The sequence below is a fragment of the Nonomuraea sp. NPDC050790 genome (genome assembly GCF_044456745.1).
Taxonomy (GTDB): Bacteria; Actinomycetota; Actinomycetes; order Streptosporangiales; family Streptosporangiaceae; genus Nonomuraea.
The window spans coordinates 65432-77775 of the sequence record NZ_JBITGF010000003.1; the positions used below are offsets into that span (position 1 = coordinate 65432).

Sequence of the window (12344 nt, forward strand, 5' to 3'; positions counted from 1 at the left end):
CGTGCGGCTTACCGGTCGCCGTAGTTGTAAAGCGGCCTGTTGACAGGGGTCGCGGTAGAACCCGTGAGCGAGACGGTTGTCACCGTCGTCACCAGAGCGGCCACGGCGATGCCGATGATCGCTGCTAAGAGGATCTTGATCACGGGGGGTTCCTCCTCTTGCGGGCTGGGATGTGGGGGCCGTCACAAACCTAGAACCAATTCTAGCTACTCGGAAGTAGCTAGACGGAATCTTAATATTCCGGACTTGTCTACCAGGGGTGTCAACCAAGGCCGTAAACCCGGCGACGCCCCTACGGCCTCGCGCTTTCCACGGCGTAGAGGCGTAGTTCCGGGCGGTCCAATACCAGCCGGGCGCCGGGGAGTCGTTGTTCCCCCGCGTCCACCACCACGTACCTGATGCCCTCCTCGGCCAGCCGGCGCGGCTCCCCCAGCACCTTCGCCACCCTCTTGGCCCGCGAGTCCTCGGCCCCGACCACCAGCTCGCCCACCCGGACCGAGTCGTTGACCACCACCTCGCGGCCCGGCACGGCGAAGAACCGCTGCGCCGGATCGAGCACCGCCCGGCCGCCGTTCCACGGGAAGCGCCGGTAGGACTCGAACGGCAGCACCAGCACGTCCCCCCTCGCGGGGTCCGCACCGATGATCTCGCGCGCCTCCACCCAGCTCCTCGGGTACGGCACCGCCGCCAGCGCCCCCGACACCCCCCACGCCAGCCCGGGAACCACGGCCAGCGGCACCAGCACCAGGGCGGCGGCCCAGCGGGCGGTCACCCGGGCGGCGAGCATGCCCAGGCCAACGGCCGCCAGGAGAGCCAGCGGAGCTAGGTACTGCTGGGCGTCCCGCAGAACCGCGAACCCGCTCCAGACCCCGATGAGCCCCTTGAGCAGATCCCGGCCGGGCTCGGTGACCCCAAGACACGCGATCACCAACCCGACCCCCGCCCCGACGGCCAACCCGCGCCCAAACCCCACCACCTCCCCCTCGGGGTCTCTTGAGGTTGTCCTGAGGGCGGTCCAGAAGCCCGCGAGGCCCGCCAGGACCAGGGCCAGCCGGGCCGCCGCGGTCACCGGATGGTCGAAGCCCGGGGGAACGGCCCAGGCGTTCCAGATGCCGCCCAGCGACAGCAGGCTCACCACCGTGCCGAAGGGGCCGTCGGCACGGGCGGCGAAGGCGTCCACGCCGACCGGGTCGCCGGTCAGCCCGTCGGCCCTGGTCAACGCCGTCACCAGCCACGGCAGGCTGAACGCCACCAGCAACAACACCACGCCTCCGGCCCGCTTCCACCGCCCCGCCGTACCAAAAAACAGGGAGATGGCGGTGACGGCGGTGACGATCATCGCGGCGAAGCCGCCCACCGCGGCCGGCAGCAGCGCCACCGCGGGCAGGCGGCCGCGGGCCAGGGCGCGCACCACCCACGGCAGCCCCGCGTACCCGAGCAGCAACGCCCACTGCCCCATGAGCAGCCGCTCGGCCACGTACGGGTTCCACACGTAGAAGACCCCCGCCACCAGCCGCGGCGCCAGCGGGCCCGGCACCAGCAGCGCCGCCCCCGCGCAGCCCAGCGCGAAGACGCCGAGCAGCACCAGCTTCTGCACCAGGGACGCGGGCAGCACCTGGGCCAGGACGGTCACCACCAGGTCGCTCGGGACCGCGCGCGGCGCGCCGCCCGCCAGCCCGAAGGTGAACGGCGAGAAGGCGGGGTCGGGGACGAAGACCATGTCCTGGATGAGGATGTACCCGGGAGCGAGCCCCGGCCCGAGGCAGAGGGCGCCCAGGACGATGCCGACCAGGGCGGCCCACCACCCATAGCGCGACACCTGCGGAAACATTCCGATATAACACCACATCACAACCGGACAACGCCCATTCCATCAGGATCAACGGCGTCGTTAGCCTTCATCCGTGACGGCGGCGAGCGAGACCGTGGTGGAGCCCAGGCAGTGGCTGCGCGGCGACGGCGTGCTCGCGGCCGCGATGGTCATGGTCGCCGTCCAGCTCGTCTGGAAGTTCGACCTGGTCCGCAGGACCTACTTCAGGCAGGACGACTTCACCTTCATCGCCCGCGGCCTGGAGAACGGCCTGACCTGGGACTACCTCATGCGCGCCGAGTACGGGCACCTGATGCCCGGCCCGTTCGGCGTGCACTGGGCGATGGGCCGCCTCGGCGTCTACAACGACGTGCTGATGCACGTGATCACCATCGTGCTCATGGGCGCGGCGGCGCTCGCCCTGCTGCGCCTGCTCTTCCTCCTGTACGGCTCCCGCCCCGCCATCCTGATCCCCTTCGCCTTCTACCTGCTCACCCCGATGACGATCTCGTCGCTGTCCTGGTGGGCGGTGGTGATCGAGACCCTGCCGTTCCAGGTCGCGCTGCCGATGGCCCTGGCCGCGCACGTCCTGTACGTGCGCACGCGGCGCTTCCGCCACGCCCTCGCCGCCGCGGGCTGGACCGTCTTCGCGATGGTGTTCTTCGTCAAGGCCCCGTTCATCCCGGTGCTGGCGTTCGTGCTCACCGCGGGCTGGCTCGGCGGCGTACGCAGGTGGCAGTGGCCCGCCTGGGCCCTGTACGCGGCGGTCGTGGCCGGCTACGCGGCGATCCTGTTCCCCGCCGTGTTCACCTCGGTACAGCTCACCAACGACACCGTCCAGCCCAGCCTGCCCCCCCTCGCGGTGGCGGCGGCGTTCGCCTGGCGGCTGTTCTCGGGTTCGCTGGTGGCCTCCTCCTTCGGCGGGCCGTGGCGCTGGCACCCGATCGGCGACGACTACGCCATCGCCGCCACCCCCGACGCCGCCATCTGGGCGGGACTGGGCGCGGCGGCGCTGGTCGTGGCGCTGACCGTCCGCCACCGGCGCCGCGCGTGGCTGGCCTGGCTCATGCTGCTCGGCTACTTCCTGCTGGCCGACGTCGTCCCCGTCATGATCGGCAGGATCGAGCAGCTCGGCCCCGACCTGGGCGGCTTCGAGCTGCGCTACATCGCGCCCACGGCCTCGCTGCTCGCCGTCGTGCTGGCGCTGGCGTTCATCCCGCGCGAGGGTGAGCGCCCGCTGCGGATCGTGTGGATCCCGCTGGCCGCCGTCTTCGCCGCCGGTTCGATCTGGTCGATCACGCAGTACGCCCGCCTGCCCCTGGGCGAGCACGTCAAGTCCTACATCGAGACCGGCAGGGTCGCCCTGCGCAGGGCCCCGGAGGGCCTGGTCGTCCTGGACACCCACGTGCCCGCCAAGGTCGTCTACCCGATCTTCTTCTACGACTACGCGCTGGCCTCCAAGGTCCTCGGCCCGATCGCCACCCGCCCGGTCACCTGGGTGCGGCAGCTCGACGGCCCGCTGCGCAACCTCATGACCTTCGACGAGCGCGGACGGCTGCGCCCGGTGAACATCGAGGGCCTGACCGTCCCGCCCGGCGCCGCCTGCCGCCCGATCGGCTCCGTCCCCGAGCGTTTCCGCCTGCCGCTCCCGCTCCCCCAGGGCACCTGGACCGTCCAGGTCAGCTACCTCAACCCCCGCCCCGCCCGCCTGACACTCGGCCTGGGCAGTGGCTCGGCGCAGGTGGAGGCGGGCAAGGACCTCGGCTGGACGTACGCCACGGTGAAGGGCAGCGGCCAGGAGCTGACGATCAGCTCCCCGGGCGGCGCCCACCCCTGCGTGGGCGAGATCAGGATCGGCGTCCCCATGCCCGCCAAGAACGGCACCGCCATCCCCCTGCAACCCGTCACCGGCTGATCCCGCGAACCGGTGGGCGCCGACCAAGATCGGTAAATAGGATCAAGTCACATGTCATTCCTTCAGAAGAGCCGCCGAACCGCCGCGGGGGCCGCCGCCGGCACCCTCTTCCTGAGCCTCACCGCGCTGCCCGCGCAGGCCGCGGAGAGCGGGCAGGTCGCCCGTTTCCTCCAGCAGGCCATGGACAGGGCGCGCTTCCAGGAGGTGCTCGACCTGGCCCCGCCGGGCTCCTCGCAGGCGCGGGTGCTCGCCGCCGCTGCGCAGGAGAAGGAGGCCACGCCGCCCGAGACCTACGCCCGCCTGTTCGCCTCCGCCGACCCCAAGCCGATCGCGCAGCAGCCGCAGCTCGACGTCACCGTCCTCGAACTCGACCGCAGGGGCAGGCCGCTCTCCTCGGGGACCGTGCTCATGAGCCCGCAGCATCCGCGCGGCGTCGTGGTCCCCGTCGACCGGAACTTCCACACCACCGCGGTGCGCTGGCGCCAGTGGGACGACAACGGCTGGTACGCCAACCAGGGCAAGGGCACCATCGACATCGTGCCGGGTCGTGAGCAGGCGCCGATCGACTTCATGTCGCCCTACCCGGCCTCGGTGCTGAAGCTGATGGTCGCCTTCGGCGTGCTGCGCCTGGTCGACAAGGGCACGATCGCGCTGGCCGACACCTACGACTACCGGCCCACCGAGACCAGTTCCCTGTGCCAGGGCGACACCAGCAACACCGTGGCCAACTACCTGGAGTCCTCCCTCACCTCCTCCAACAACCCCGCCACCTGCGCGCTCGTCAAGCTCCTGCACGACAGGGGCGCGGTCGGCGAGCTCAACCAGACGTTCCAGGGCCTCGGCCTGGAGACCCTGCAGTTCAAGAACACCAACCCGGCCACCGGCGGGCGCTGGTCCAACCCGGTCACGATGAGCTCGCTCGACACGGCCAAGCTGCTCGCCCTGGTCAACGGGCTGCCGGGCAGGGCGTGGACCACTCCGGGCGGCAGGCCGGTGACCTCGGCCGTACTGAGCGCGTCCGCCCGCCAGGTGTTCAAGCGCCACCTCGCGGCGCAGGGCTGGAACGACATGCTCTCCTCCGCCAACCGGTGCGGCGCGGCGTACCCGGCGGCGGGCATCCCGCACGCCGTCGCGGAGCGCTGGATCGGCGCCGACGGCACGGTGACCGTCGCGGGTAACAAGTTCGGCCGTGACGTGCGCCCGTGCAACGCCAAGGCCGAGGTGACCTACTCCCACAAGACCGGCTGGGTCGGCAACTCCGGTGCCGACGCCGGCATCGTCAGGTCCCTGCCCGGCAAGGACGGCAGGCACTACATCGTCGTCGCCCTGACCAACCTCGGCACCCAGTACGTGGACGCGCACCGTCCGCCCGCCGAGCCCGGCCTGTTCCCGGTCACCTACACCGAGAAGCTCGCCAGGCTCGGGGCCGCGATCGACGCCTACGAGTCCGCCCGCTGACCGCCGTGAAAAAGGCCCGCCTCCCCCGGTCGAGGGGGAGGCGGAGCGGCTAGCGACCCGGCTCGGGGTCGCGGGGCAGGCCGAGCATGCGCTCGCCGATGATGTTGAGCTGCACCTCGGTGGTGCCGCCGTAGATGGTCATGGCCCTGGTCGCCAGCACGGCGCGGTTCCAGTAGCCGGCGTCGCCGAGCTTCATGTCGGCGGCGATCACCGCCTGGGCGCCGAGCAGGCCGACCGCGGTCTCGGACACGTGCTGCGCGTGCGAGGTGGACAGCAGCTTGCGCACCGACGCGTCGGCGCCCGGCTCCGTCCCGGCCAGTTGCTTGAGCGTGACCCGCAACGACAGCGCGTTGATCGAGTGGCCCTCGCAGATGACGCCCGCCAGCTCCACCGCCTCGACGGGGGTGAGCTCCCGGCCCAGGCGCGAGGTCAGGCCCAGCAGGTCGGACACGGAGGAACCGGTCCCGCCCGAGCCCGACGACAGCGAGACGCGCTCGTTGGACAGCGTGTTGCGGGCCACCCGCCAGCCGTCGTCGACCTGGCCGACCACCAGGTCGTCGGGGACGAAGACGTCGTCGAGGAACACCTCGTTGAACAGGTTCTCGCCGGTCATCTCGGTCAGCGGCCTGACCGTGACGCCCTCGCCCTTCATGTCGACGAGGAAGTACGTGATGCCGTCGTGCTTGGGCTTGGACGGGTCGGTACGCGCGATGCAGATGCCCCATTCGGCCACGTGCGCGACCGAGGTCCAGATCTTCTGGCCGTTCAGCCGCCAGCCGCCTTCGACCTTCTCCGCCTTCATCTGCACGTTGGCCAGGTCGGATCCGGCGCCGGGCTCGGAGAAGAGCTGGCACCAGATCATCTCGCCGCTGAGCGTCTTGGGCAGGAAGCGTTCCTGCTGCTCGGGCGTGCCGTACGTGGCGATCGAGGGCACCACCCACGCGCCGATGATCATCTGCGGGAGCCTGACCTTGGCGGCCTTGAGCTCCTGCTGGATGAGCACCTGCTCCAGCGGCTTGGCCGCGCGGCCCCACGGCTTGGGCAGGTGGGACATCACGAACCCCTGGGCGGCCAGGGCGCGCTTCTGCTCCTGTCCCTCCAGCTTCGCCAGTTCGGCGATCTCGGCGCGGATCGCGGTGCGCATCTCCTCGGCGCCCTCGGGCAGGTCGATCTCCATCTCGCGGGTGACGCCCTGCAGCGCCAGCGCGGTGACGGAGGCGGCCCACTCGGCGCTCGGGCCGAGCAGCGCGCGCAGGGTGAGCGCCCGGCGGTAGTACAGGTGGACGTCGTGCTCGAAGGTGTAGCCGATGCCGCCGAAGGTCTGGATGGCGTCCTTGGCGCACTGGACGGCGGCGTCCGGCGCCATGACGCCGGCGATCGCGGCGGCGTACTCCAGTTCGCGGCCCTCCGCGCGGGTGGCGTCCCACACGGTGGCCCTGGCCTGCTCCAGCGCCACCAGCATGCGGGAGAGCTTGTGCTTGATGCCCTGGAACTGCCCGATCGGGCGGCCGAACTGCTCGCGTACCTTGGCGTAGTCGGCGGCGGCCCACACGCACCACGACGCGAGCCCGGCGGCCTCGGCGCCCAGCAGGATCGCGGCGAGGTTGAGCACGTCGGGCCCCTCGACCCCGTCCAGAACCCGATCAGCCGGTACGGCTGCCGCCGCCACCTCCACCTTGGCCACCGAGCGCGTGATGTCCAGCGACCTGACCTCCGTCACGGTGGCGGCGGAGGCGTCGAGCGCGATCCATTCCTCGCCGTCGCCGGTGGACACCGGCAGGACGAGGATGTCGGCCATCGCACCGCCCAGGACGGGCTCGGCCGTACCGGAGACGACGAGGGAGCCGTCGGCGGCGCGCTCGCCCGTGAGCGCGGAGCCGAGCGCGACGGCGCCGGTGAGGGTGCCGTCGGCCAGGCCGGACAGCAGCCCGTGCTGCTTGGAGGCGTGGATGACGGCGCCGGCCAGCACCGTCGGGACGTACGGCCCCGGCGCCATCTTCTCGGCCAGCGCCTCGATCGCCACGGCGGCCTCCAGCAGCCCGTAGCCGGATCCGCCGTACTCCTCGGGCAGGTGCAGGCCCAGCAGCCCCTGCTCGGCCAGTCCAGGCCAGAACGCGGGGCGCTCGGCCTCCGTGCCGGATCGCAGCAGTTCGGCGGGGATGTTCCGCTCCGCCCAGCCGCTGACAGACTCGCGGAGCGCCTCGTGCTCCTCGCTCAACCCGATCGCCATTACTCATCCTCCAGCGCGTCCCGTGCCATGGCAGAACCATATTCTAGAGGATGCTTCTGTCTATAGCGGGCGGACCCCCTTCACGAGTGTCGTCAGATCGCGCCACTGCGTCTTGCGGGAGTCGGCCACGGTTGCCAGCATCATCGCCGGCTTCGTCTTGTTCACCTCGACCACGGCCACGACGGCCTGCGAGGTCTTGCCGCCGTAGGCGATCTCGTAGCCGAGCAGCCAGCCCTTGCCGGTGGCCAGCGCCTGCGAGCCCGTCCAGGTCAGCGTCGCCCCGGCGGGGAACTGCGTGCGCAGCGACCACCGCGCCGCCCGCACCGCCAGCTCGCGGTAGCCGGACTCCTCCTTGGGCTTGGTCTTGGGCGCCGCGATCGGGTACTTCGCCGAGACGATCATCGTGTACGGCCGCGCCACCTTCCCGATCCGCTGGGCCACGGTGAACGGCGCGTACGACTTGGCCTGCCACGGCGAGCCCAGCCGTGGATACACGATGCCCGTCTTGGTGTCGGCGACCAGGCCGATCACGACCGCGGCCTTGCCCTTGTAGGCGGGGAACGCCTTGGACTCGGGGACCGGCGGGAGCACCACCTCCGACGGGGGTGCTCCGGCCAGGCTGGCGGTGGAGGTGGCCCTGGCCGGGTTCGCGTCGGGGGTGTCGCCGGAGAAGACGACGAAGATGAGCAGGACCGCGATGATCGTGGCGATGACGGCGCCGACCATGTAGACGACGCGGAACGGGATCTCGCTGACGCCGCGCCTGGGCGGGGGCGGCGGCATGGGCGGGCGCGGCGGCGACACCCGAGGCACGGTCACCGTCTCGACGGCCGCCAACGACTTCCTGGCAGGCTGCTCGACAACTTCCGCGACCGGCTTCTCGACAGGCTTCTCGACCTGTTTCCCGGCAGGCTTCTCAGCAGGCTTCTCGACCCGCTTCTCGACCGGCCTCTCGGCCCGCTTTTCGCTCGGCTTCCCGGCCGGCTTTTCGCTCGGCTTCCCGGCCGGCTTCTCGACGGGTTTGAGGACCGGACGCCGGACGTGGACCGTGGTCGATTCGTCGACCTCCGGCTCAGCCTCCTCCGGCAGGACGATCCGCGGCATCTGGATGGTGTCGTCCGCCTCGGCGTCAGCGGGCACGACCACCCGCTGGAAGGGGGTGGTCGGAGCATCATAAGAGGGCACTTGGTCGCCGACGTCCGCCATGACCTCGAGGCTAGACGAGTTTGCGAGTGTTCCCGGGACAGAATCTAATTCTGTAGTGTCACCTGACATGAGGGGCTTTTACGAGATCGCCGCCGCCGACCCCGGACGACCCGCCCTCCTGGGAGTGGAGCCGACCACCTACGGCGCCCTGCTCGACCGCGCCAACCGCTTCTCCCACGGCCTGCGCGCGGCCGGAGTGGACCGGGGCGACGCCGTCGTCACCGTCCTACCCAACGGCCTCGACGCCCTGACCATGATGCTGGCCACGTACCAGATCGGCGCGTACCACGTGCCGGTCAACTGGCACTACACCGGCGAGGAGATCGACTACATCATCGCCGACTGCGGCGCCCGCGCCGTCTTCCGCGGCCCGGTCGGCGACCGCTTCGACCACCTGCCCGCGACCGCCCCCGAACACCGCCGCGCCGGATCGATGATGCTCTACACCTCCGGCACCACCGGCCGCCCCAAGGGCGTGCGCAGGCGGCTGCTCGACCTGGCCCCCGAGGACCTGCACCCCATCCTCATGCGCAAGAGCTGGCGGCACTTCGGCCTGCCCGCCGACGGGGTGCACCTGGTCTGCTCGCAGCTCTACCACTCGGCCCCCTACGGCCAGGTGATGATGGCCCTGCAGTACGGCCACGCGATCGTGGCGCTGGACCGCTTCGACGCCGAGGGCACGCTCCGCCTGGTCCAGGAGCACCGGGTGACGAACGCCTTCATGGTGCCGACCATGTTCCACCGGCTGCTGGCCGTACCGGATCGGGAGAAGTACGACCTGTCCTCGCTCACCCACCTCTACCACGGCGCGGCCCCGTGCCCGCCCGCGACGAAGCAGGCGATGATCGACTGGCTGGGCCCGGTGCTGTGGGAGTACTACGGCTCCACCGAGGCGGCCGTCGCCACCATGGTCTCCTCGCGCGAGTGGCTGGAGCGTCCCGGCACGGTGGGGCGCGCGCTGGACGGCATGTCGTTCACGATCGTGGACGAGGACGGCCGCGAGGCGGCGCCCGGCGCGCCCGGCCTTGTGTACATCGGCGGCATCAACCGCTTCGAGTACCACGGCGACCCCGCGAAGACCGCCGCGGCCATGCGCGAGCGCGCCTACACGCCCGGCGACATCGGCTACGTGGACGAGGACGGCTACCTCTTCCTGCTCGACCGCAGGACCGACCTGATCATCTCCGGCGGCGTCAACATCTACCCGGCCGAGATCGAGGCGGCGCTGCTGGAGCATCCGGCGGTGGCCGACGTGGCGGTGATCGGCGTGCCCGACCCCGAGTGGGGCCACAAGGTCGTCGCGCTCGTCCAGCCCGCGCCCGGCGCGACCCCGGGCGAGGAACTGACCGCCGCGCTGCTGGCCCACTGCGAGCCCCGGCTGGCCAGGCAAAAGCATCCCCGGCTCATCGAGTACCGGACATCTCTCCCCAGAACCCCCACCGGCAAGCTGAGCCGGAGCAACGTCAGAAAGGAGTATCTTTCCGCCTGACCTGGGAAGATACCCTCACATGAGGTTGATCGCGGCGGGTCTCGCCGTCGTCCTGGCCGCCGGGTGCGGCGCGTCCACCGGCACGGGTACGGCCACGCCGTCCGGCAGCCCGACGAGCGGCACCGCGACAGGCGGCACCCCGCAGGCGGCCGAGGGCACCCGCGAGATGGAAGCCGGCTACGAGCGGGTCATCACCCAGGTCCTGCCGTCGATCGTGCAGATCACCACCAAGGTCGGGCTCGGCTCCGGCATCGTGTACGACGCCGCCGGCCACGTGGTGACCAACGCCCACGTCGTCGGCCAGGCCACCGAGATGGAGGTGTCGCTGGCCACCGGCGGCACCCCGCGCAAGGCCAAGCTGGTCTCGTCGTTCCCGGCCGGCGACCTCGCGGTGATCAAGGTGGAGGATCCGAACGGGCTCCGGCCGGCCACGTTCGGCGACTCCTCCAAGCTGCGCGTGGGCCAGCTCGTCCTGGCGATGGGCAACCCGCTGGGCCTGTCCGGCAGCGTCACCGAGGGCATCGTCTCGGCGCTCGGCCGCACGGTCAGCGAACCGCAGAGCCCCGGCTCGCCCGGCGCGACGATCGCCGGCGCCATCCAGACCTCGGCCGCCATCAACCCCGGCAACAGCGGCGGCGCGCTGGTGGACATGTCCGGCCAGGTGATCGGCATCCCGACGCTGGGCGCCACCGACCCCGAGCTGGGCGGCGGCGCCGCGCCCGGCATCGGCTTCGCCATCCCGAGCAACACCGCGGCCGACATCGCCGGCCAGATCGTCAAGAGCGGCAAGGTCACCAACAGCCATCGTGCGGCGCTGGGCATCAGGGGGCGTACGGTCCTGGGCGAGAACGGCCGGCCCGTCGGCGTCGCGGTGGCCGGGGTGGAGCCGGGCGGCGCGGCGGCCAAGGCGGGCGTCGAGACCGGCGACGTGATCGTCTCGCTCAACGGCAAGCCCACGCCCACGATGTCCGACCTGTCGGAGATCCTCACCATGCTCAAGCCGGGCGACCAGGTCAAGGTCGAGGTGATCAGGCCGGACGGCACGACCGAGACCGTGACCGCCACGCTGGGCGAGCTCAAGGGCTGAGCGCGGCCGGGGATCAGCCGGCCGTCTTGACCGTGAAGACGATCTCGACGCGGCGGTTCTTGGCCCGGTTCTTCTGCTGGGGGCGGCCGTCGACCAGGTTGGGGAGTTTCGGGCGGGCCTCGCCGTACCCCTTGACCTCGAAGGTCTGACCGGACAGAGTGCGCTGGAGCGCCTGGCGGACCGCCTGGGCGCGGCGCAGCGACAGGGTGCGGTTGTAGGCGTCCTGGCCCTGGTCGTCGGTGTGGCCCTCGATCCTGACCACGCCACCCGCGCCCTCCGCGCGGATCCGCCCGGCGACGGCCTCCAGGCGCTGCCTGGCCTGGGCCGTCAGCGCCCACTTGTCCAGGGCGAACAGCACGTCGCTGGTCAGCGCCACGCGTACCTCGTCGCCCCGCTTGGTCTCGCTCTGGGCGCCGTCCAGGGACTCGGTCTCGGGGACGATGTCCTCGATCGGGAAGACCAGGTCCTCGACCGGGAGCGTGGCGGTGTCCGGCGGCGGGGTCGGCGACAGGGCGATCAGCAGGGCGGCGGCGAGGCTAGGAGACAGGGACATCGTTGAACACCCCGAGGTCGGCCATCTCCACGTTGACCTTGGTGACGTCGGCGGGTGGCGCGCCGTAGACGGCGTACATCTCCAGGGCGCCGCCGGCCTCGATGTGCTGGTTGACCCGGCTGCAGACGCAGGCGGCGTCCTGGCCGGCGCCGTTGCGGGCGACCCGGTGGCGCTTGCCGTTGACCGGGTCGATCAGGGAGACGGCCGAGGTGGTGAAGTCGAGCACGTCGCTGCCGAGGTTGGCGCCCACGTACCAGCTTCCCTTGGTGCCGACGTTGGTGACCGTCCAGGTCAGCGTGACGACCTTGCCCGTGCGCTTGAGCTGGGTAATGTCGATGCGCAGGTCGTTGTCGTCGTGCTTGATCTTCCGGCTGGTGATCGCCGTCAGCTCTCCGGTGGGCGCCTGGGTGGACGCCTCGGTGGGCTCCTCGCTGGGCGCCTCGGTGGCCCGCGTCGGCGTGGACTGCTGCGCGCTCGCCTGCTTCTCCTCGCCGCCCGTCCCCTGCCGCGCCTGGCCGGGCAGCATCCCGCAACTGGCCAGGGCGGGGAGCACCAGCAGCAGGGCGAGCTTGTTCCGCATCGTCATGTCACCTTTC

Annotated in this window: 10 protein-coding genes; 4 read left to right on the top strand and 6 right to left on the bottom strand. The window is 71.2% G+C overall.

Translation table 11 applies throughout. The features are described from left to right. Positions 1-8: 8 nt before the first annotated feature. Positions 9-143 carry a hypothetical protein gene (locus ACIBEJ_RS15205; protein ID WP_281395023.1) on the bottom strand — a complete coding sequence of 45 codons (135 nt, stop codon included), beginning with the start codon at positions 141-143 and terminating at the stop codon, positions 9-11. A 149-nt stretch (positions 144-292) separates the two neighbouring features. Continuing rightward, positions 293-1831: a hypothetical protein gene (locus tag ACIBEJ_RS15210; RefSeq protein WP_397183322.1), complete on the bottom strand. Its 1539-nt coding sequence runs from the start codon at positions 1829-1831 to the stop codon at positions 293-295. 73 nt (positions 1832-1904) lie between these two features. Here ACIBEJ_RS15210 and ACIBEJ_RS15215 point away from each other — a divergent pair, with 73 nt between their 5' ends. Together ACIBEJ_RS15215 and ACIBEJ_RS15220 are read left to right on the top strand one after the other, a co-directional pair. Continuing rightward, positions 1905-3725 carry a hypothetical protein gene (locus ACIBEJ_RS15215; protein WP_397183323.1) on the top strand — a complete coding sequence of 607 codons (1821 nt, stop codon included), beginning with the start codon at positions 1905-1907 and terminating at the stop codon, positions 3723-3725. Between the two features lie 51 nt (positions 3726-3776). Continuing rightward, positions 3777-5183, top strand: coding sequence for a serine hydrolase (locus ACIBEJ_RS15220; protein ID WP_397183324.1), 1407 nt, complete (start codon positions 3777-3779; stop codon positions 5181-5183). Between the two features lie 49 nt (positions 5184-5232). Here the strand turns inward: ACIBEJ_RS15220 and ACIBEJ_RS15225 are convergent, their stop codons facing one another. After that, entirely contained in the window at positions 5233-7413 is a 2181-nt protein-coding gene (locus ACIBEJ_RS15225) for an acyl-CoA dehydrogenase (RefSeq protein ID WP_397183325.1), read from the bottom strand. 60 nt (positions 7414-7473) lie between these two features. Continuing rightward, positions 7474-8619 carry a hypothetical protein gene (locus ACIBEJ_RS15230; protein WP_397183326.1) on the bottom strand — a complete coding sequence of 382 codons (1146 nt, stop codon included), beginning with the start codon at positions 8617-8619 and terminating at the stop codon, positions 7474-7476. 67 nt (positions 8620-8686) lie between these two features. On the opposite strand from ACIBEJ_RS15230, the gene ACIBEJ_RS15235 reads away from it, so the two are divergent. Together ACIBEJ_RS15235 and ACIBEJ_RS15240 are read left to right on the top strand one after the other, a co-directional pair. After that, positions 8687-10108, top strand: a complete 1422-nt coding sequence (locus ACIBEJ_RS15235) for an AMP-binding protein (RefSeq protein WP_397183327.1) — start codon at positions 8687-8689, stop codon at positions 10106-10108. Positions 10109-10127: 19 nt separating this feature from the next. After that, positions 10128-11195, top strand: a complete 1068-nt coding sequence (locus ACIBEJ_RS15240; RefSeq protein ID WP_397183328.1) for a S1C family serine protease — start codon at positions 10128-10130, stop codon at positions 11193-11195. A 13-nt stretch (positions 11196-11208) separates the two neighbouring features. Here ACIBEJ_RS15240 and ACIBEJ_RS15245 read toward each other — a convergent pair whose 3' ends face one another. After that, complete coding sequence (locus tag ACIBEJ_RS15245) at positions 11209-11748, bottom strand: OmpA family protein (protein ID WP_397183329.1); 540 nt, start codon at positions 11746-11748, stop codon at positions 11209-11211. Then, positions 11732-12334, bottom strand: a complete 603-nt coding sequence (locus ACIBEJ_RS15250; protein ID WP_397183330.1) for a hypothetical protein — start codon at positions 12332-12334, stop codon at positions 11732-11734. The genes ACIBEJ_RS15245 and ACIBEJ_RS15250 overlap by 17 nt, the downstream gene beginning before the upstream one ends. Between the last annotated feature and the right edge of the window lie 10 nt (positions 12335-12344).